General features: G+C 42.0%; 21 protein-coding genes. 3 read left to right on the forward strand and 18 right to left on the reverse strand.

From position 1 onward, the window contains the following. Nucleotides 1-23: 23 nt before the first annotated feature. Genes A4G13_RS02285 through A4G13_RS02315 form a run of 7 tightly spaced genes read right to left on the reverse strand, consistent with a single transcriptional unit; the run spans nt 24 to nt 6,978 of the window. A complete protein-coding gene (locus tag A4G13_RS02285; protein WP_090654538.1) occupies nt 24-1,133 on the reverse strand; it encodes a lytic murein transglycosylase in 1,110 nt (369 codons plus the stop codon). 14 nt (nt 1,134-1,147) lie between these two features. Continuing rightward, nucleotides 1,148-1,957: a glycosyltransferase gene (locus tag A4G13_RS02290; protein WP_090654540.1), complete on the reverse strand. Its 810-nt coding sequence runs from the start codon at nt 1,955-1,957 to the stop codon at nt 1,148-1,150. Nucleotides 1,958-1,959: 2 nt separating this feature from the next. Continuing rightward, a complete protein-coding gene (locus A4G13_RS02295; protein WP_090654542.1) occupies nt 1,960-2,841 on the reverse strand; it encodes a glycosyltransferase in 882 nt (293 codons plus the stop codon). Continuing rightward, the gene (locus tag A4G13_RS02300; protein ID WP_090654544.1) at nt 2,841-4,037 is read right to left on the reverse strand and encodes a hypothetical protein; all 1,197 of its coding nucleotides are present in this window, start codon (nt 4,035-4,037) and stop codon (nt 2,841-2,843) included. The genes A4G13_RS02295 and A4G13_RS02300 overlap by 1 nt, the downstream gene beginning before the upstream one ends. Next, a complete protein-coding gene (locus A4G13_RS02305; RefSeq protein WP_090654546.1) occupies nt 4,037-4,810 on the reverse strand; it encodes a glycosyltransferase family 25 protein in 774 nt (257 codons plus the stop codon). Before A4G13_RS02305 ends, A4G13_RS02300 begins: the two co-directional genes overlap by 1 nt. A gap of 1 nt (nt 4,811) precedes the next feature. After that, nucleotides 4,812-6,008, reverse strand: a complete 1,197-nt coding sequence (locus A4G13_RS02310; protein WP_090654548.1) for a lipopolysaccharide biosynthesis protein — start codon at nt 6,006-6,008, stop codon at nt 4,812-4,814. Further along, nucleotides 6,001-6,978: a polysaccharide pyruvyl transferase family protein gene (locus tag A4G13_RS02315; protein ID WP_090654550.1), complete on the reverse strand. Its 978-nt coding sequence runs from the start codon at nt 6,976-6,978 to the stop codon at nt 6,001-6,003. Before A4G13_RS02315 ends, A4G13_RS02310 begins: the two co-directional genes overlap by 8 nt. A gap of 228 nt (nt 6,979-7,206) precedes the next feature. On the opposite strand from A4G13_RS02315, the gene A4G13_RS02320 reads away from it, so the two are divergent. Further along, entirely contained in the window at nt 7,207-7,953 is a 747-nt protein-coding gene (locus A4G13_RS02320; protein WP_090654552.1) for a YdcF family protein, read from the forward strand. A 54-nt stretch (nt 7,954-8,007) separates the two neighbouring features. On the opposite strand, the gene A4G13_RS02325 is transcribed toward A4G13_RS02320, so the two are convergent. Both A4G13_RS02325 and hemL read right to left on the reverse strand, forming a co-directional pair. Then, a complete protein-coding gene (locus A4G13_RS02325) occupies nt 8,008-9,462 on the reverse strand; it encodes a glycoside hydrolase family 32 protein (RefSeq protein WP_090654554.1) in 1,455 nt (484 codons plus the stop codon). Nucleotides 9,463-9,529: 67 nt separating this feature from the next. Then, nucleotides 9,530-10,813: a glutamate-1-semialdehyde 2,1-aminomutase gene (hemL, locus tag A4G13_RS02330; RefSeq protein WP_090654556.1), complete on the reverse strand. Its 1,284-nt coding sequence runs from the start codon at nt 10,811-10,813 to the stop codon at nt 9,530-9,532. Nucleotides 10,814-10,988: 175 nt separating this feature from the next. Between hemL and wecA the strand changes: the two genes are divergently transcribed. Both wecA and A4G13_RS02340 read left to right on the forward strand, forming a co-directional pair. Continuing rightward, nucleotides 10,989-12,056 (forward strand): UDP-N-acetylglucosamine--undecaprenyl-phosphate N-acetylglucosaminephosphotransferase, encoded by a 1,068-nt coding sequence (wecA, locus tag A4G13_RS02335; RefSeq protein WP_041640170.1) that lies wholly within the window; start codon nt 10,989-10,991, stop codon nt 12,054-12,056. A gap of 27 nt (nt 12,057-12,083) precedes the next feature. After that, a complete protein-coding gene (locus A4G13_RS02340; protein ID WP_090654557.1) occupies nt 12,084-12,869 on the forward strand; it encodes a chain-length determining protein in 786 nt (261 codons plus the stop codon). 185 nt (nt 12,870-13,054) lie between these two features. On the opposite strand, the gene A4G13_RS02345 is transcribed toward A4G13_RS02340, so the two are convergent. The 9 genes from A4G13_RS02345 to A4G13_RS02385 form a co-directional block, all read right to left on the reverse strand. Continuing rightward, entirely contained in the window at nt 13,055-14,419 is a 1,365-nt protein-coding gene (locus tag A4G13_RS02345) for a sodium-dependent transporter (RefSeq protein ID WP_090654638.1), read from the reverse strand. Between the two features lie 185 nt (nt 14,420-14,604). After that, nucleotides 14,605-15,240: an endonuclease III gene (gene nth, locus A4G13_RS02350; protein ID WP_090654559.1), complete on the reverse strand. Its 636-nt coding sequence runs from the start codon at nt 15,238-15,240 to the stop codon at nt 14,605-14,607. Continuing rightward, complete coding sequence (locus A4G13_RS02355) at nt 15,237-15,884, reverse strand: electron transport complex subunit E (protein ID WP_090654562.1); 648 nt, start codon at nt 15,882-15,884, stop codon at nt 15,237-15,239. The genes nth and A4G13_RS02355 overlap by 4 nt, the downstream gene beginning before the upstream one ends. A gap of 36 nt (nt 15,885-15,920) precedes the next feature. Beyond that, entirely contained in the window at nt 15,921-16,514 is a 594-nt protein-coding gene (gene rsxG / locus A4G13_RS02360) for an electron transport complex subunit RsxG (protein ID WP_011200095.1), read from the reverse strand. Continuing rightward, on the reverse strand, nt 16,514-17,578 hold the full coding sequence (rsxD, locus tag A4G13_RS02365; RefSeq protein WP_090654564.1) for an electron transport complex subunit RsxD: 1,065 nt from the start codon (nt 17,576-17,578) through the stop codon (nt 16,514-16,516). Before rsxD ends, rsxG begins: the two co-directional genes overlap by 1 nt. 16 nt (nt 17,579-17,594) lie before the next feature. After that, the gene (gene rsxC / locus A4G13_RS02370) at nt 17,595-19,601 is read right to left on the reverse strand and encodes an electron transport complex subunit RsxC (protein ID WP_090654566.1); all 2,007 of its coding nucleotides are present in this window, start codon (nt 19,599-19,601) and stop codon (nt 17,595-17,597) included. Between the two features lie 3 nt (nt 19,602-19,604). Beyond that, nucleotides 19,605-20,195, reverse strand: a complete 591-nt coding sequence (gene rsxB / locus A4G13_RS02375; RefSeq protein ID WP_090654568.1) for an electron transport complex subunit RsxB — start codon at nt 20,193-20,195, stop codon at nt 19,605-19,607. A 14-nt stretch (nt 20,196-20,209) separates the two neighbouring features. Continuing rightward, nucleotides 20,210-20,791, reverse strand: a complete 582-nt coding sequence (gene rsxA / locus A4G13_RS02380; RefSeq protein WP_090654570.1) for an electron transport complex subunit RsxA — start codon at nt 20,789-20,791, stop codon at nt 20,210-20,212. Nucleotides 20,792-20,917: 126 nt separating this feature from the next. Continuing rightward, on the reverse strand, nt 20,918-21,619 hold the full coding sequence (locus A4G13_RS02385) for a SanA/YdcF family protein (protein WP_041639666.1): 702 nt from the start codon (nt 21,617-21,619) through the stop codon (nt 20,918-20,920). Between the last annotated feature and the right edge of the window lie 45 nt (nt 21,620-21,664).

Genomic DNA, 21,664 nt, shown 5'->3' on the forward strand with positions numbered 1-21,664 from the left:
CTGGCTGGCTATCAGCTTATAGGTTAAAAACCAAGTGTTTGTTTAATCCGATCAGCGAACATTCCGACACTCAATGCGTAGTAGTTGGAACGGTTCCAGTCCAAAATGGTACGGTAATTGTTTGACACCAAAAATGCCCGGCCTACTTCCTTATCCGGACGAACCAACCATAAATCCGCATTGGATAAAGCTTTTAGTTTGTCGGCATCAAACATATTCTTTGGTAATACGCCTTGAGCCTGCCAATCGTTCAATGAACGCGCTTTCTCTTTTTCCGTGCCGGCAAGTGAAAGCGGTAAAGGGGTTGTCAGAGAAACTTCTATTCCCCAAGGCAATGTATCGTCCCAACCGACGGTATGCAGATAATTGGCGATAGAAGCGAATACGTCATATTCGTTGCTCCAAATATCTTTTGTACCGTCTTTATCGCCGTCGGCGGCATAGTTTAAGTAGGAACTCGGCATAAACTGAGTCTGTCCCATGGCACCGGCCCATGAACCCAACATTTTACTGCGATTTAAATGACCGGCATCCAGCATTTTCATTGCGTTAATAAATTCTTTGCTGAACAGGGTTTCGCGCCGTCCGTCAAAAGCTAAAGTCGCCAGCACGGACAATACGTCATAATCTCCCTGATAGTAACCAAAGCTGCTTTCCATGCCCCAAAGCGCAAGAATAAATTCTTTCTGTACGCCGAATGCGCTACTTGCTTTTTGTAGCGGAACCTGCACGTCATAATAGTTATCTTCCGCTTTGTCCACTTTGGCTTGGGTTAAATGTTTTGTCAGATAATTGGTGACGCCGTTGGGATTTGGCGGCAGGGGTGGTAATCCCTGACGACGAGCCGCATTGCCCGCTTGTTTTTGATCCAAACGAACTGCGCTGTCGATATAACGGATATTGTTTTGTGCCGTTAGCGTTGCATTTGAAACGCCTTGCCCGGCGGCCTTGCGTTTTAAAAATTGCACGTAATCATCAAAATTATTTAATGTTCGGGCATTTGAATAAACCGCAGTGGCGGGTAGCGCACTCAAATCTTCGGCAGAATTGACCGCACTTTTATTATTGTTGGAGGAGCAACCCGCTAACATCAGGCAGGTTGTTAATGCTAAAAATTTATATTTTATTTTCATTATTAAATTCTTCTTTATTTTCTCATGAGTTTATATAAGTTTTTTAATAGAGAAACCGGCATTAATCTTGGTAAGGTTCTCATCAGAAACGTGAGAAAACCGGAAACCGCCCCCTGAATATGTAATTGTCGTTTTAATTTGTAGAGTTTCCATTCGCTTTTTGCATAAGTTAAACCGCGGCGGCGCCCGATCATCGCATCGCCGTTGGTTCTGGCATAAAGTAATATGTCCGGCAAATTACCGACCTGATAACCGGTTGCGATAATGCGGTTCCAAAGATTGTAATCTTCCAGAAAAAGATGATGCTGATAGCCACCGACTTCCTGCAAGACGGATTTTTTATAAGCCACCGTCATATGGTTGAAGGGCGAACGCATTTTATTAAACCGCACGATTTCTTCATAACCTACCGGTACCCGGCGAACGCTGATAATTTGAGCCGGGTCGTTGTCGAATTCGGCAATTTGCGTGCTGAACAGAACTACATCCGGGTGTCGTTCAATATATTCCGCTTGTTTGGCAAAACGTTCCGGGTAACAGATATCATCGGTGTCCATGCGGAATAACCATTCGTTACGTGCAACTTTAATGCCTTCGTTAAGGGCTTTTCCTAATCCCATATTTTGCGCTAAGGGGACGAAAGTAAAGGGTAATTTTTCTTTAAACTCGTCCAGCACCTTTTCCAGTTCCGGTGTAATTTCACCGTCTAATACAAGAACGACTTCATCGGCAGGCAGAGTTTGCTCCGCCAGACTTTGCAGACTGGCGCGTAAAAATTCGGGTTTTTCCTTAATATATAAGGACATTAAGACAGAAAATTTCATTGTTATACAAATCTTTTTAAATTAATTGCCAAACTTGGCGAAATAAAGGTAACGACGGCAATAATCAAATGTTTGAGACTGTGGCTTTTCTTAAACATTTCAAAATAATAGGTTGCCGCTTTCCGAGATAAATTCATGGCATTAGGGTAAGCCAGCATATAAAGCGCATTAAGGGAAAAATTATGGGTTTGTTGCACCGTTTTTACATAATTGGCGCGAATAATTTCAATGGCTTTTTCGGTGTTTGCCGTATTGGTCGAAACGCTGGCGCGTTTGGTATGAAAACTGCAAATACTCAAAGGTTGGTCAACCAAAATGGCCTTTAAGTTCGGGCTGGAAACCAGTTTTAGCACAAAATCGTAATCTTCGAGCGATTTTAACTCTGTGCTTAATCCGCCCAATTCAAAAAAGAAATCTTTTTTAATGCCCAACATCGGCATACCGCCGATTTTGTTTGCCAGTAACATATTGTCTAAGGTTAATTGTGCCGCCGGCAGCGGGCTTGTTACATAGCTGAAACCTTCATTTACCATATTGCATTTTGCCGGGTGGTAAACAAAATTAGCCTGCGGGTTTTCAACAATAGTTTTCGCCAATACTTCGCATTTGTTATCGGCGAAGCGATCGTCGTCGTCCAGAAATAACAACCAATCGTTTTTCGCCGTATTTGCGCCTACATTTCGGCTTTGTGCCGCACCGAAATTTGTCTCGTTACGGATTAATGTCACCGGAAAAGAAAAAGTGCGGTCAATTTTGATGAAATTTTGTGAACAGTCGTCCACCACAATTACTTCAAAATTTTTCACGGTTTGATTTTCCAGGCTTGCCAATAACGCATTGACTTCCGTATTACGGTTATAAGAGGGTACGATAATACTAAACATTATTTTCTCTCAACTATGATTATTTTTCCTTTATCGCCGAATAAAGAAACAAACATTAAAAATACAAACATAATTCCCGGATAAGCAAAGGTATCCGCTTTGATATTTAAAATACTTAATAAAAATAAAGCGGATAAAATAAATTTCCAACTGCCGTTAAACCAATTGTCGGCGATGCGTTTAACAAAATAAGCGGTAAATAAAAAGCACAATAAAATATAACCCACACCGCCGTACAGGGCTTGGCGGATAAAGCCGGAGTCCGAACCGCCGTAATAACTGTTTGCCGTGCGCCCTACTACATAATACTGACCGTCACCCATAATAAGCTGCTTTAATTCCGGCATAAATAAATGCTTATTCACTAAAGTATCGCTTGAAGAACTTATTTGACTGCCGCCTTGAATCAGATTAATCACAATTTCTAATGCGTGCGCCACGTAAGGATTAACGGGATAGTTATAAGCAAAGAATAATACCAAAAGAGTAAATGCCAGGATTGCCGGGATATAGCGCGGTTTGAAATATAGAAGTAAGCTGATAACGGAAAATATAAAGAAGGTTCTGCCTGAAATTAAACCGATAAATAGCAGTAAAAAAACATAAACCGATTTTAATGCCGTACCGTTATTTTCATTGTCGTCATAAGCTAATAAAAAATGTAATAGCATTAGATAAAACGCACTTAACGGGAAAAATGCCGACGAAGTAAAATTATATAAACGGTATTCCTGTTCGGAACCGATAAAACGGGATAATTCACCGCCCATATCGGAATTGGTCGCCAGGCTGATTGTAATAAATAACGGAATACCGGCTAACGCCAGAAAACCCAACAGGGATTGGGCGCCGATGCCCAGTTTCAGATCGCGGATGAGTTGGTCCTTGCCGTTTGAACTTGCATAAAAAAGATTATAAATAACAATACCGAGGGAAAAAAGCACTAACAATTTGACATACATGCCGATTACGCCGAATTCGGTTGTGCCGTTAATCAAAACGGGTAAAACGGACAAGAGAATGAGCGCAATGCAAACCGCCAAACTATCCAGTGGCAGCACGAATCGCTTTAATTCTTTTTTATACCATTTGTAGCCGAACCACAATAACGCAAATAGGCCGCTTACCAGGCTCATACGTACAATATGGAATAACCACGGGTCGTAAATATAGAATAAATTAATTAACGCGGACATTATAAATTTCTCTTGAATGCTAATAGTTTTTTCAACGGATATTTAAGCAATTTTTTAAACAGATTATTATTTAATGAACCGCGCGAATTTTCCAGGTTGCTGGTTAACGCCGGGTTTTCAATGGCTAATAACGGACGGATGATTGCCGTATTTAATTTGAATTTCTCGTTAAATAAAATGAAATCGTCCGCAAGCCAGAACGGCAAGCGCCCGTTAGTTAATTCGGCTAAAAATCTTTTTGCCGCGGCTTTAGTGATTAAATAACACACGGTGCCGGCAAAATAATTTCTATAAGGATAAGAATAACGATAACCGGAATTCGCGATTTTCTTTTGTAGAAATTTAAAAGTACTCGGGTAATTGATTTCCAATTCAATATGATTGAATTCAAGAATTTTAGATTGCCCGGTCAGAATAATATCCGCATCCATAGGCTGCTTCACAATTTCCTGTATTACCTGCTGAAAATTTTCGGCAAATAATGCGTCGTCTTCACACACAAGCGCATAATCCCGCTCATTGATTGTTTCGTCATCGGCAATTTTTTGGTAAATGGCCAAATGACTTAATGTGCAGCCGATTTCGCCTTTAGTGACATTACGTCCGTAATATTGGGCGAATTTAATAATATCGAAAAGATTGCCCAGGCTTGTCAGGTCTTGGGTCATGGTATTGATAGCGTTAAAAATCTCAAAGTCTTGCGTATTCCGTTGAGAAAAGAATAGCTCGCGACGTTGAATATCTTTTTCTAAAGAAACTAAAAATTTTTTCATTTTATACCGCACTTTTTTCTGGTTTAACGTCAGTGATAGGGTATTTAAGATAATAAATCACCGAAATAATTAATCGGGTTAAGCTTGCTCCGATAAAGGCATAAGCTACACCATACAACTGATAGTCTTTAAATAAATAAAATAAGAGAACAAATACCGCAATAGCGATAACTTGTCGCGTAAAAAGTAAAACCTGCTTGCCTAATAACAGCATATTTTGAGACAGCACCCAGGATAATCCGCCGATAATGGCATTAATGATGAAGAGGATTAATACGGGCGCCACTTCGGCATATTTTGCGCTGAAGAAAAATATAATAATAGGTTCGGCAAGTAACGGCACCAGAATAACGGCGCCGACCGCCATTAATAAAATTAGAATTAGCACGGATTTGATTCGGTTTATATTATTCAGCAAGCCCGAATAGAAATAATCCGCCAACATATTGATAAATTTGGTAATTAACGAATCAAAGGCGATACACACCGTATAAAGACCCAATGTGTAGTTACCGAGAAAATAAACGATTAAAAATTTATCCAAACTTGCGGTAGTGGCGCCGAAAATTTGTAATAAATTTTGTTTAAACCATGTTTTTAAGAAAAAACGTTTTTGAATCGGCTGAATTTCGTTTTTTCGTTTAAAGTCCGCATTGATTTTCTTGAGATAATAAAGGCACGCCAAAGCCTGCATCGCACTAAACAGAGTGAATAGCTCAATGGCGATTTCTAAAGGTTGTTCGCCCAATAATAAATAGCAAATACCGTAAACCGCTACCAGTAAAACAGGTTGTTGCAGAGTTAATTGGCGATAAACCCGCAAATTGGCGTCAATTTTGCTTTTTTCCAAGGTCATGGTCAGAATTGCGGTTAATACCACATTAAGCACAAACAACACATGGAATGCGGTAAAGTCGAAGCAATATATGGCGATAATTGCCGCCAACACCGATAATGCGAGAAAGGCGATAAAGTAATTCTGCCAGCCGGCATATTGTTTTTTGCGCATGGAAAGCGCCAGCGCAAAGCCCGAACCGCCGGTAGCGAAAGTGACTACATAAGATACCGCCGTAATGAAAAGCTGATGCAATCCCCGATCCTGCACCGACAATAAACGGGCAAGTACAAACGAGCTAATCAGCGTCAGCCCTAAACTTAACAGGGTGATAAAGATTAAGCGGATTAAATTACTATTCATATTTTTCGGCGTAATCTACATTTTTAGTCCATTGGTTGTAATAACCCGAATTTTTACCGTAAGAATTATCGCAAACCCGATTCGGAATGCCCAATAAACATGAGAAAATATGCCCGTGCAGACGGCTTGTTACAACCAGATCGTATTTTGAAAATTCTTTGCGGGAACGCTCAATCACATTTAGCGAATATTTATACCAGATATGGTTTAATAAATCTTTCATAAACCCCATATTCAGTATATTGGCTAACTTGCCTAATTTGCTGCAGAATTTTTCAAACCGCATATCTTTAGGGAGCAGAATATCTCCCCAATCTTTCACCACCGCAGCGGCGGACAAACGGCTTTGAACCGCTTTTTCGATATGACTTGCCTCAATATCTTTTCTTAAAAAATAAAGGATATTTTGAGGATTTTCCGCGCTTTTTTGCTGTTCTTCCGTTCTGAACGGAAGCGTACCGTATAACTGATGCGCCATATCCGGGCAAAGCTGTACATTGGCGGAGAACGCTCGCATGAGTTTTTCCGTTGCCGTATCACGGGCAAATAAATAGCAATTTTTATGCTTCGAGAAAACGGCGGCGGATTTTTCTAAAGCCTCTTGACTGGAAAAATGCGCCGTTTGCGGCAACACAATAATGCGGTTTTCAGGAAAATTGATAACCAAATCTTCCCGTAATTTTTGAATCAAAGGATAGAGATCACCGAAATTACCGCCGCCGTGGCATAAAATCGTGGTGTTTTTATTTACGTAACGGCGAACTTCGTTAATTTCAAATGCCTGCAAACTGCGTCTTAACCGAATGTTGATACCGTAATCTTTGAAAAATTGCTCGGTTCCGGCATAAATGAGTAAATCGCCCACATTTAAATGCATCGGATAATCGAAATACAGTACGTCATTTTTATCTTCGATAAGCGTAAGAATTTTTTTTAATTCTTGTTTCAGGGATAATAAAGTTTGATTCATTTTATTCATAAATTAACAAAAAAATACAAGTTAAATAGACGGAAAAACGCTCCCGAATACCTCGTTAAGTTGAGTATGATAGCATTTCCTAAATTAAACTCAAAAGCATAATTCACCGGCTCCGTAAAGGAGTTTCGACGAGATTGCCCGAATTGTAATATGTCTTAGACATTGCATTTGAAAAATAATTTATGAATAATAAGGCTTGTTTCTCTTTTAGGATTGCTTATGTTCGAATTAACCAAACTGATTACAAACATGCTGTTACCACCGTTTAATATTTTGATTTTGCTGGTGCTCTCATTTTTGTTTCTGGCATTTAAATTCAAAAAACTGGCGGCGCTTTGCGCTTTATCGGGGTTAACCGTATTATATGTGTTCAGTATTCCTTATACCGCGCAATTACTGAATGACAGCCTGACCACGGAAGATAATCTAACGGTGGAAGATTACCGTTCCGCTCAAGCCATTGTAGTGCTGGGGGCCGGTTTAAGAGACAGTAAAGAACTTTACAACAAGATCACCGTTCCTGGTATTGCTCTTGAGCGCATGCGTTATGCGGTCTATCTACACAAAGAAACGGAACTGCCGATTTTGATCAGCGGCGCGAGCCCGAACGGCAATTCCGAAGCAAAAATCATGGGGCAGGAATTCTTTACTTTTTTCGGCGTACAACCAAAATGGCTGGAAGAACGTTCAACCAATACTAAACAAAATGCTCTTTACACCCGTGAAATGTTAGAACGGGAGGGTATCAAGCGTATTATTCTGGTGACTAATCAATGGCATATGCAGCGGGCAAAATTATTATTTGAAGCACAAGGTTTTGAGGTATTGCCGGCAAGTGTGGGTAGCGGGGTAACGCCGGAAAGTTACGAGCTAAACGCGATGCATTTTATTCCGCAAGCGAGTGCTATGGCGGCGAATATGCAGCTGTTAAAAGAATGGTTGGGCTTTATTAAAGAAAAATTATGACAGAAAAAGGGAGCTTAGCTCCCTTTTTTATCCGTTTGATCGGATATTTGAATCCTATTTATATTCAATTTCTTTCGGATAACCGACGTTTAACTGCAAAGTGCGGTCGGTTTTGACGGAATTTTGGCGGTTCGCAATAAAGAATCTCGAAGTCAGGGCTTTTTCGCCGTCATTCAGGAAAATCTCAATAATTGAGCGGTCAAAGAAAATTTCCACTTGTCGCAGATTCTTTATTTCACAATAACGCTGACTAGCAAATTTTTTCATCCATTCCGTTTCTTCCGTTTGCGAACGATCCAGACAAACAAGTTCTCCGTCATAAGAAAGCGAGAGCGTTTGTCCTTGTTCGTTGGCAAAAAAGCGGATATTAAACGCTGTGTTTTCCGCGTCAAATTTAATATAGGCTCGATCTAAATCCTGAATTTCCGCTTGCTGCTGCAGGGAAATTTGCGAAAGTGCGGTCAAATTTTGATAAATTTCTTTTATCGGGCGCTGAACAAGCCTGTTGCCTTGCAATGTAATTTCCCGCGGGAGAGTCAGCATTGAATGCCATTTGTATTTATCCGTCGGGTAGGTCAAATCCGGCATACCGCACCAACCGAACATAACGGCATGCTTTTGATTTTCCAGGCCGGCAAAAGTTTGCGGCGCATAGAAATCGAAACCTTGATCAAGTTCGGCAATATGAGCGGCATTAAATGTCCGATCATCCAATTTTCCTACGGCATAGACCGCATGATAATTATTTTGGAACCGGCGGGCTTCGCGCCGTTTGCCTTGCGGAGACCAGATGAAAATATCGTTATCGCCGACTTTCAATAAATCCGGGCATTCCCACATAAACACCTGTTGATTATCAAAAGCGGGGAGAGACAATTCGCCTAATAAGCGCGGCTCATCATCAAGATTATCCATTTCAAAAATAATGGCGGTGCCGGTTAAATCTTCACGTTGTGCGCCGCAAATAAAACGGATTTTTCCTTCTTTTGTGAAGTAAGGTTTCGGATCGCGAACGTGTTCGGTGTAGCCTTTCGGTACATTTTCAATTAACGGGCGTTTACTGAGAAGTTTACCGGTGCGGTCAAAAATCGCTAAATTTTGAAAGGGAACCCGTTGGTTATCCGTAGCGCGTCTTGTGTTACCGGTATAAAATGCGGCGATTTTATCGCCCACTGGTAAGGCGCCGCCGGAATAACAACCGTGACTTTCAAAAAGTTCGCAAGGGATAAGCGGATCGGCTTCGGTATAGATATGAAAATCCTCGGTCGTGAAATGCTTCCAGTGTTTCATGCCGTGAATGGCATCAAACGGGAACCATTGATAGAACAGATGAAATTTTTCGCCGTCAAAAACCAAACCGTTAGGATCGTTTAGTAAGCCTGTAGATGGCGCGAGATGGTAGTAGGGGCGAAAATCCCGATCTTTTTCTACCTCGCTTTTAATTCGTTCAAGCTCGCCCTGTTCGGCCGCCAAAATGCTTTTATATTTACCGTTATTAAAGATAATCATCATTATACCTTGGTGAAAATAAAATAAAGAAAAGTGCGGTAAAAACGACCGCACTTTTTATCGGATATTAAGCTAATGCGGCAAAAGCCTTATCCGCCGCCGTTAAGGTGCGGTCGATATCCGCATCCGTATGCGCCAGCGACATAAATCCCGCTTCAAATGCGGACGGCGCAAGATAAACGCCTTCGTCCAACATTTTATGGAAAAATACTTTAAATTTTTCCGTGTCGCATGCCATGACATCCTGATAACAGGTCACCTGAGCTTTATCCGTGAAGAATAGACCAAACATGCCACCTACATAATTGACGGTGAACGGAACATGATGCTTGTCCGCCAAGGCTTTCAAACCAAGAGCGAGTTTTTCCGTCAGTTGTGTCAAACGTTCCTGATTGCCGGCTTTTTGTAATTCGGTTAAACAAGCGAGCCCCGCCGCCATGGCAATCGGGTTGCCGGATAAGGTACCCGCTTGGTAAACGGGGCCTGTGGGTGCGATAAATTGCATAATTTCTTTTTTACCGCCGAATGCGCCTACCGGCATACCGCCGCCGATTACTTTACCTAAACAGGTTAAATCCGGTTCTACATTATAATAGGATTGCGCTCCGCCGAGAGCAACGCGGAAACCCGTCATTACTTCGTCAATAATAAATACCGCGCCGTATTGATTGCAAAGTTCGCGTAAACCTTGCAGAAAGTTGTTTTGCGGCGGCACGCAATTCATATTGCCGGCGACAGGTTCTACGATGATACAGGCGATATCCTGCGGATATTGTTCAAAAGCCTGTTTTACGGACTCAAGATCATTATAAGTGCAAGTTAGAGTATGTTTGGCAAAATCGGCAGGCACACCGGGCGAATTCGGTTGACCCAGAGTTAATGCACCGGAACCCGCTTTCACTAATAAGGAATCTGCATGTCCGTGATAGCAGCCTTCGAATTTGATGATTTTGTCTCGGTTGGTATAGCCGCGGGCAAGACGAATTGCCGACATGGTAGCTTCGGTACCGGAACTTACCATACGAACCATTTCCATAGACGGAATTAATTTACACACTAACTCGGCAAGATCAATTTCGATTGGAGTCGGTGCACCAAAGCTTAATCCGTTTTCCGCGGTTTTTATGACCGCACTTAAAATAGCGGGGTGATTATGACCTAAAATCATAGGCCCCCAGGAACCTACGTAATCCACATATTGTTTATCGTCGGTGTCCCAAATATAAGCGCCTTTGGCTTTTTGAATAAACACCGGCGTGCCGCCTACGCCTTTAAACGCCCGAACGGGCGAGTTTACGCCGCCGGGAATTACTTGTTGCGCGCGAGAAAAAAGTGTATTGGAATCAGTCATAAAAATCTTCCTAATCAATTGGCTGTAAGGATAAAAATGCCACTATTGTACTGCAAATTTAACAAATTTTTCCTTTTTTATAAAAATATTTATGTAGTAAATTGGCTTTGTGCTATCCTGTTGAACCTCATATTGTTATTTTTTTAAGCTCATTTAAAAAGGTATCTATCCGATGTTGTGGCTTAGTTTAATTCTTACATTTATTGTTTCGTTTCTCACCATTCTTGTTATTAAGCCTGTTGCGCTTAAGGTCGGGCTGGTTGACAAACCGAATTATCGTAAACGCCATCAGGGCGCAATTCCATTGCTTGGCGGCATTTCTTTGTTTATGGGGAATCTGTGTTTTTATCTTTTACAATGGGATTCTACCAGATTACCTTATCTCTATTTATTCTGTGTGTTGGTGCTTTTGGTCATCGGTTTACTGGATGACCGTTTCGACATAAGTGCCGCGTTACGCGCCGGTATTCAGGCTGTGCTCGCGGTGTTAATGATCTATGTCGGTCATTTATCTTTAGAGCATCTCGGTCAAATTATCGGACCGTTTCAGGTTACCTTAGGTCCTATTGGCTTTGTAATTACGGTTTTTGCCACTATTGCGGTAATTAATGCTTTTAATATGATTGACGGTATCGATGGGTTGCTCGGCGGCTTATCAAGCGTGAGTTTCGCCGCAATCGGTATTTTGATGTTAATGGATAATCAATTTGATCTCGCCGTATGGTGTTTTGCGTTAATTATTGCGCTGATTCCTTATGTCATGTTCAATTTAACGATATTTGGTAAAGAACGGAAAATTTTTATGGGTGACAGCGGAAGTACATTAATCGGTTTTACGATGATTTGGATTCTTTTGCTCAGCACTCAAGGCAAAGGCCATCCGATGAATCCGGTTACCGCATTGTGGGTTATCGCAATTCCGATTATAGATATGATCGCTGTGATTTATCGCCGTTTACGCAAAGGGAAAAGCCCGTTCAAACCGGATCGTTTGCATGTGCATCATTTAATGGTACGAGCAGGGTTGACTTCTCGCCAGGCGCTTTTAGTTATTACCTTCTTTGCTGCGCTTTGCGCAGGGTTTGGGATTTTAGGCGAAGTGTATTACATTAATGAATGGATTATGTTCATTTTATTTATTGTATTGTTTTTCCTTTACTTATATTCCATTACTAAAGCGTGGAAAGTGACGCGACTTATCCGCCGTATGAAACGTCGGGCACAACGTCGTAAACACTCATAGTTATCATTGATTTAATAAGGATTAAATATGTCTGAACGAATAGCAAAAAAGCAAGGTTCGGTACTTAAGACGCTTAGTTGTATCCTGTTGTCGGCGTGTATCGGCGGAGCGGCAGGTTATGGTTCCAGTTATTTAGCGAAAAATTTGTGGACTGTACAGTCATCTCTCGAAAAACCGGCACTAACGGAATTAGGAAATTATTATTCTCTGTATTCGACTTATCAATTGCTGAATAATGAGAAAGCCAATCAGGATCCGACCGGAGATATATTTAATCGCTTCAAACAGTTAGCTGGGTCTTATGAACACGCTAAGGTTTTCTGGGAGAATACCGATTATTACAAACAGAAACTAACGGATGATTCTCAGCATGACAGTCAATTGCTTGATCAATTATCCCGGGAGATAAAACTGCTTGATACAAATGCCGCAACAACGCAGCTAAGCCTTGAATTAGACAATCCGAAACGCGCTAGAGAATTGCTCACTGAATATATTGATTACACTGGGCTGGCTAACAGAAAGAATATTTATGGCGAACTAATCGTAAAATGGAAAACTCTGTTTGACCAGGTAAATAGTGCAGCAAATCTTAACGTTGCGGATACGGAGCGGCAAAAATGGAAATCTATGCTATCAATGATGCAGTCCGTCAAACCCTTAGATGATCAACTAGTGAGTTATCATTTTATTCAGAAACCGGGACAGGCGGAAATATCCTCGCCTAACCGCATATATTGGGCCGGAATAGGTTCTGCAATCGGCGCATTTTTCGGTTTGTTTATCGGGTTATTTATACGTAGAAAATATTAACCAAATAAAGTATGAATGAAGCCTGAGCAATGAAAATTCAGGCTTTTTAACAGGTAGATGAAACTTATCCCACCATTTACAATTCTTCAATGACATTTTTTGAAAAGTGCGGTCAAATTTTTCGGAATTTTAGGAATATCTATGAAAGAAAAGGCATGATTAAATTCATGCCTTTCATGTTTTTTTTAGATAATGTTACTTACAAAAATAACGATAATAATGAGCGGAACCACAAACTTCACGTAATTAAACCAGACTGTTGTAAATAATGAATCCGGCGTAGGCGAGAGTTCGGCTTTTGCTTTGTCTTTTAATACGAAGCCTACAAAAACGGCACAACCAAGCGCGGTTAATAAAAATAAAATATTGCCGCTGATGAAATCGAAGGCGTCAAAAATACTTTTATCAAAAGGGCGAAAATCTTTCCAAAGGTTGTCACCTAAAATGGAAGGGATGTTACCTAACAGGAAAATCCCGCCGAGAGTCAGTAAAATTGCTTTGCTACGGCGCATTTTTAATTTTTCTTGCAATGCGGTGATAATTACTTCATAGATTGTAATAGAAGTAGTTAGTGCGGCAATCAGTAATAATGAAAAAAATACAATGGCAAAGAATGTGCCGCTCCATAAATGAGAAAAGACAATCGGCAGACTCTGGAACACTAAAGTTGGGCCTGCATTAGGCTCAATACCGAAACTAAATAGTGACGGAAAAATCATAAAGCCTGCAAGAATTGCGATAATAGTGTTAGTAAAGCCGGTAATAACGGCGGTTTGAATGAGATTTTCTTCTTTACTCAAATAACTTGAAAGAGTAATTAAAACCCCGAAGCCCAAACTTAAGGCAAAAAATACCTGACCTAACACCATAATGAATAATTTAGGCGTGATTTTAGAAAAATCGGGTTTGAGATAATAAATAATCCCGTCCATAGCGCCTGGTAAGGTTACGTTACGAATCACCATACCGATAAGGAAAACGAACAGTAACGGCATTAGAAATTTAACCGCGCGTTCTATTCCGCCGATAATCCCTTTGGCTAAAATAATGTAGTTAATGATAACAAAGATAAAGGTGTAAAGAGCAATATGTAACGGGCTGTTGCCGATACTGAAATCATAGAATTCTTTTGCGGTTTCTTTGGTGATCGGTGTTGAAATATCCAGGATTCCGCTAATCAGGCTGATGATGTAGTTCATCACCCAGCCGCCAAGTACCATGTAATATGCCATGATACCGAAAGCGCCCAACAGCCCCATATAACCTATGATTTTCCAGCCGCCGGAAATATTGTTGTCCTGTAATTTGTCGCCGAATGCGTCGATTGAATTAACACGCAGGCGGCGGCCGATGACATTTTCTACTAAAATCATCGGAATTCCGATAAGAATCATTGCAAGGCAGAAAAGCAGTACATAAGCGCCGCCGCCGTTTTCGCCGACTAAATAAGGAAAACGCCAGGTCGCCCCGAAACCTACGGTTGCACCGGCAACGGTCATTATGTAGGTAATCTTACTGGACCAGGTTTGTCGTTCAGTTTTTGTTGTCATGTTATTACCGTTATTATTCATGTAAATTTGGCTAGAAATATAAAAAATGTTGAAAGGCGGTGATTTTAGCTTATTTCAGTGTTTTTTTATAGATAAAACGAAAGGTTTCCGCTCGTTGTTGGAAAAAATACAAAAAAATACGCGCTTTGTTGAATAAAAATATATGATTATTACGCGGATTTAGTTTAAAGATCCGTTTTATCTTTGTATTCGCATAGATCTTCAATAATGCAGGAACCGCATCTTGGTTTACGGGCGATACAGGTATAACGACCGAGCAGAATCAACCAATGATGAACGTCCACTTTGAATTCGTTTGGCACGACTTTATTTAATTTTTCTTCTACTTTGACCACATCTTTGCCCGGCGCGAATCCGGTTCGGTTCGATACCCGGAAAATATGGGTATCAACCGCAATAGTCGGATGTCCAAATGCCGTATTTAACACGACATTTGCCGTTTTTCTTCCCACACCTGCCAAGGCTTCTAGCGCCGCACGATCTTCCGGTACTTGGCTTTGATGTTTTTCAATTAAATCGCGACAGGTTTTGATAATATTTTCCGCCTTGGCATTATATAGACCGATAGTTTTTATATATTCTTTCAAACCTTCGACACCCAAGGCAAGAATCGCTTCCGGCGTATTAGCGATAGGAAATAGCTTTTCAGTGGCTTTATTGACTCCTTTATCCGTAGCTTGTGCGGATAAAATCACTGCAATCAACAATTCAAAGGGCGAATTGTATGTTAATTCTGTGGTTGGCTGCGGATTGTTATCCCGCAGTCGGGTTAATATTTCGATACGCGTTTGTTTATTCATTTTGTACGGTTCTCAATAACATTTTTTAATGCAAGAATAACGGCTAAGCCTAAGAATGCGCCCGGCGGCAGAATTGGCAGTAACAAATTACTGTCGTTATGGAAAAACTCAATACGCAGAGGTTTTGCCCAATCGCCTAACAGCAAATGAATACCGTCAAACAGCGTGCCATTACCAAGTACTTCACGTAATGCGCCCAACAGGAAAAGGCTTAATGTCATGCCTAATCCCATGGCGAATCCGTCGAAAGCGGAATGCAGTACTGAATTTTTAGAGGCAAAGGCTTCCGCTCTGCCGATCACAATACAGTTGGTGACGATTAATGGAATAAAAATCCCCAGCGATTGATAAAGGCTGTAAGTGTAGGCGTTCATCAATAATTGCACCGCCGTTACGGTAGTGGCAATAATCATCACGTAAATGGGGATACGGATCTCGTGGGGGATTTGTTTACGAAATAAAGACACCATAGTATTAGTGCAGGTAAGCACCAAAAGGGTCGCAAAGCCCAAACCAAGAGCGTTGGTTGCCGAGTTTGAGACCGCAAGCAAAGGGCAGAGCCCAAGCAACTGTACGATGGCGGGGTTATTTCGCCATAGCCCTTGAGAAAGCAGGTCGTGCCAAATTGATTGTTCTTTTTCCATAATTATTCACATCATTTTTGCCCGGCAAATAGATATCTACCGGTTGTTTTGTTCATTTTTTAATACGGCTAATGCGCTTCGTTTTACCTGATTTACCACCGCTCTGGGAGTGATGGTCGCGCCGGCAAATTGATCAAATTTACCGCCGTCTTTTTTTACCGCCCAATCCTGTAAATTATCTTCACTGATTTTTTGATGATTAAAGCTCAGAATCCAGTGGGAAACTCTCGTTTCAATTTTGTCGCCTAATCCGGGGGTTTCTTTATGCGCCAAAACGCGAACGCCTAAAACTTCACCTTCCGGCGTGATCCCCATAAGCAAACGAATCGCGCCGGAATAACCGTCGGGCGCAGTGGCTTCAACTGCATAAGCGCTTACTTTGCCAGTTAAAAGTGCGGTGCAAATTTTCTCAATTTCGCGGGATTCCGTAGTTTTACAGGTTGCCGTTACATCGTTATCGTAGTAATTTGCCGGAATCACCTGAGCTAACAATTCTTGTTGTTGTTTAAGGATTTCCGCTTCAATTTTATCTTTAGTCAAAAAATATAACGCCGTGGAAATAATCGTACAGATTAAAGCGACAATACCTAATATCGCGCCATATTTTACAGAAGTTTGACCTACACCCATTAATTTTTCCCTCTAAGATCATAACCGGTTACCCGCGGGCGCGTGTATTGATCTATCAACGGCACGCAAATATTGGCAAGTAAAATGGCAAACGCCGCACCGTCGGGATAACCGCCGTAAAACCGGATTAAACAAAGCAGTAAGCCGACCAACACGCCAAAAACCAGTTTGCCTTTTGGGGTGATTGAGGCCGTGACCGGATCCGTTGCGATAAAAAAAGCGCAAAACATTGTGGCACCGCTGAATAATTGCCATAAAGGTGACGGCATATTATCGGAAAATAACCAACTGCATAAAGAGAAAAGACAAACGGTTATTAAAAGTGCGGTGGGAATTTGCCAATGAATAATGCGTTTCCATACCAAAAACAAGCCGCCCAGTAAAAACGCCAAATTAACTTGGAACCAACCTAAACCGGCTAAAGGCGATTGAGTAAATAGAGGAGAGCGATTAATTTCAGCCAGGCTCCGATTTGCTTTTAACCCCGTTTTTACCGCATCCAACGGCGTGGCTGAACTCATGCCGTCAATGGAGGCGGTTAATTGATGAAGACTGAAACCGTCCGTTGTACCGCCGCTAAAAATTAAGTGGTAAGCGTCAATGAAAGTCGGCGGTTCATGCAGCAATTGCACGGGCGCAAGCCAGGTGGTCATTTGCATCGGGAACGAGACGAGCAATACCACATAACCGACCATCGCAGGGTTGAACGGATTTTGTCCCAATCCGCCGTAAACATGTTTGCCTAAAATAACGGCGCAGAAGATACCGATTAAAATGATCCAATAAGGCGCATAAGGCGGAATGGCAACGGCAAGAATTAACGCCGTTAAGGTGACACTGAAATCCGAAATATAGAATAACTTCGGTTTTTTGCGCAAAATAGTCAGTAAAAACTCAAGGCAAAGGGCAAAAACAACGGCGATCGTTATTTGAAATAAAACGCCGAACCCAAAGTAATAAAGCTGCGCAAAAACGGCAGGTAGCATAGCCAAAATTACCCACAGCATAATCCGAGCTGTCAGTTTTCCTGAATGGCTGTGGGGAGAACTTGCTATTTTAAACATAGAGATAGCACCTTAATTATTCTGTTTTATTTGATTGTTGTTGCGCCAGCTTTTTCGCTTTGGCGCGGGCGATAGCGGCGGCGATTGCCGCTTTTTTCGGATCCGTTTCGGTTTTTTCGGCGCTGTCCGACGGTGCGGAAATTTCGGCATTTTGCACCGCATTTTTTACCGCCGTTACATTATCGCTTACGGATTCAGTGTTATTTTGCGCCGCCTTTTTCGCTTTAGCGCGGGCAAGAGCAGCAGCAATGGCGGCTTTTTTCCCGTCAAGTGCGGTCGAATTTTCCGGATTTTTTTGTACGTCGGAATTATCCGATTGCGTGCCGGAATCAACCTGAGTTAAGACGGAATTTTCAGTGCTAATCGCCTGTTGGCGGGCTAAACGACGGGCTTTGCGTAGTGCCATGACTTCCGAATTATCCGGTAATACTTCGCCTTTTTCATTCACAACGGTTTTCAAGGCGGAAATTTTCGGTTTTTCCGTTATTGCCGCTTGTTTTTGTTTTAAACGTTCGAGCGCAGCTTTTACCGGATCAACGCCTTTCTGGTTGGCTAATTCCTCCCGACGGGCTTCCGCCGCACGTTGGGAACGCAATTTACGCGCCTGTTCTTCCCGTTCAAGGCGGCGCTGTTTTGCTTCAAACCGTAGTTTAGCTTCTTCAGCTTTTTTCGCTTTATCTTTGATTTCCCAAATTTTTGCTTTTTCCTGACGGAAATATTGAATTAACGGGATATGGCTAGGGCAGACGTAAGCACATAAACCGCATTCAATACAATCTTTCAGGCTGTATTCTTCGGATTTTTCGTGATCTTCCGAACGTGCATACCAATAAAGCTGTTGCGGCATAAGATGCACCGGGCAGGCATCGGAGCAGGCGGAACAACGGATACAGGATTGTTCTCGCGCCTGCGGATCGTATTCAAAGTGATCCGGTGCAAGAATGCAGTTCCCCAGTTTTGTAATAGGCGCATCAAGGTTGGGAAGCGTTAATCCCATCATCGGGCCGCCTAAAAACACCGGTAAGCGTTCATCATACTGATAACCGACATTTTTTAATAGAAAGGAAATCGGCGTACCAAAACGTACCCATTGGTTTCCTTTATTGGGGATTTTATCGCCGGTTAAGGTGACTACGCGCTCAATTAAAGGTTCGTCATTAATTATCGCCCGCTTAATCGCAAATGCGGTACCGACGTTTTGCATTAGCACGCCTATACTGGAAGAACGTTGTCCGGCAGGTACTTCCATGCCGGTGAGTATTTGGATTAATTGTTTTGCCGCACCGGAAGGATATTTGGTCGGAATAACGCGGATTTCAATATCGTTTGCACCCTGTAATGCGTTTTTTATTGATTGCACCGCTTCAGGCTTGTTGTCTTCGATGGCAATTACCACTTTTTCCGGGCGCAAAATATAGCGGAGAATGCGAATACCTTCGATAATTTCATCAGGATTATCCCGCATTAGACGGTCATCACAAGTGATATAGGGTTCGCATTCGGCACCGTTAATAATGAGTAATTTTACTTTCTTTTGGGCGGAATCAATTTTCGCTGCAGTCGGGAATACCGCACCGCCAAGTCCGGCAATGCCGGCCTGGTAAATTTTTTCGATTAATTGTTCCGCACTTTGACTAAGGAAATCATCAATAGGATTTTGTTCCCGCCATTGGTCTTTGCCGTCGGCATGAATATGCACGGCAAGCTCCGATAAACCGGAAGGATGCGCCGCAATATGAGGGGCAATCGCTATTACCGTGCCCGATGTGGGCGCATGAACGGGCAACATTCGTAAGCCGTCGCCTTGGGTCAGGGGCTGACCTTTTAACACATAATCGCCTTCTTTCACCAATAGATTACCGGCGTCGCCCGCGTGCTGTTTGACGGGAATATAAAAATCCTCCGCTAAGGGCGCTTTTGTAATGGGAGTTTGGTTAGATTGGGATTTCATTTCCGGCGGATGAATACCGCCGTCAAAATCCCAAAGCTTACCGGAATTGAATCTTGCTAAAACATCGGTCATGCGTTATTTCCCCACCACTAATTTTTTCTCACCGTCGGTTGTATTCATCACGGGAATGACTAAATCCGGGTTTACTTTCCAATCCCAGTTATCAATGTTTTTTTCAACTTTTATCATTTTAATGCAGTCGGTCGGGCAAGGCGCAACGCAAAGTTCGCAGCCGGTACAGAGATCCGGGATAACGGTATGCAGAGATTTATTGGTACCTATAATGGCATCGACCGGGCACGCTTGGATACATTTCGTACAGCCGATACACATATCTTCATGAATAAAGGCGACTTTAGGCGTATTGTCTTCGGTAAATTCGGCATCAGGCGCATCCACACCCAGTAATTCGGCAATTTTTATTACCGTCGGCTGCCCGCCGGGAACGCATTTGGTAATGATATCTCCGTTGGCAATAGCCTCAGCATAAGGACGGCAGCCGGGATAACCGCATTGACCACATTGGCTTTGGGGCAAAATTGCATCAATTTTATCTACGATAGGATCCGCTTCCACTTTTAATTTAACGGACGCAAAACCAAGAATAATGCCGAAAATAAGGGCGAGTACTGCAACCGCAATAAGAATGTAATAGATCGTTGTCATAATCCGTACTCACTTTAAACCCGAATAAGCCCGGTAAAGCCCATGAAAGCCAAGGACATCAAGCCGGCGGTAACTAATGCGATAGACGCGCCTTTAAAAGGCGCCGGTACATCTGCTGCCGCCAGGCGTTCGCGTAAAGAGGCGAAAAGAACAAGGACCAGAGCAAAACCTAATGAGGCGCCAAAACCATAAATGACAGACTCGGTTAAATTATGAGCTAAATTAATATTAAGCAGCGCAACCCCTAATACGGCACAGTTTGTGGTAATAAGCGGAAGAAAAATACCTAACAAACGATAGAGCGTCGGACTGGTTTTGTTGATTACCATTTCAGTAAATTGTACTACGACCGCAATAACCAAAATAAAGACTAACGTGCGCAAGAAAGATGCGTTTAACGGTGCAAGAATATAACTGTCCGCAAGATAGGTACAAAGTGAGGCAACCGTTAATACAAAGGTTGTAGCAAGCCCCATGCCGATTGCAGTTTCGACTTTTTTGGAAACGCCCATGAACGGACAAAGCCCTAAAAATTTAACCAGGACAAAGTTATTAATGAGCGCAGTACTAATAATTAATAATATATAGTCTGTCATATTGGTGTAATTCGTTTGAGTAAGCGCGTTATTATCCTGTTTTTGCAAAGCAAGGACAATAAAAATTTCAACCTGCAGAATATAACAGATTTTACTTGCTTTTTTTATCCCTAAATCGGGTTTTATTTAATAATTCGGTAAGGCTGGCGGCAAGGGTTCGGGCGTACCTAAAAAGTGCGGTTCTTTTTCGATGAAAAGTTCCCATAGCATTAACAGACGGGCGAAAACCTCTCTAAACCGGACGAACGGATAATCTTTCGGATACTCGGCGGCAAAACAAATGGCATCAATATGATGGAACTTAGCGATAAATAAGGCGCGTTCGCAATGAAAGCGCTGAGTGATGATCACCATAGGAGTGGCATTAAATATTTCTTTGGCGCGGATAATTGAATCCAGCGTGCGAAACCCGGCAAAATCCATATATAAGAATTCTTCGCCGATTCCTTTTTTACGCAGATCTTTGAACATGGTTCGGGGTTCGTTATATTGCAAAGTACGATTATCGCCGCTTAAGAGCAAGTAATCTATTTTTGCCGATTTAAACAGCGCTTCCGCCGCATTAAGACGGTTTACATAAAACAGATTCGGCGTATTTCGCGCAAAATATTTTGCCGTACCGAGCAGAACGCCGTAAGGGCGGTGAGGAACCTTGGTTATATCCGTATAAATATCGTTACGCACGGAATAACCGATCATCTGATCTAACGTTGCTAACGAAACGATAGCGATACCGGCAAGAATTGCACAGGTTTGAACAAGACGTTTTAATGAAGATTTAGCCAGAAATGATACAATTTTTGATTGTATTTTCTTACATCCTTGCATTTTACATCTCACATTACGGGTTAATACTGACCTAGAGATTAATTA

The organism is Basfia succiniciproducens, assembly GCF_011455875.1.
GTDB classification, from domain to species: domain Bacteria; phylum Pseudomonadota; class Gammaproteobacteria; order Enterobacterales; family Pasteurellaceae; genus Basfia; species Basfia succiniciproducens.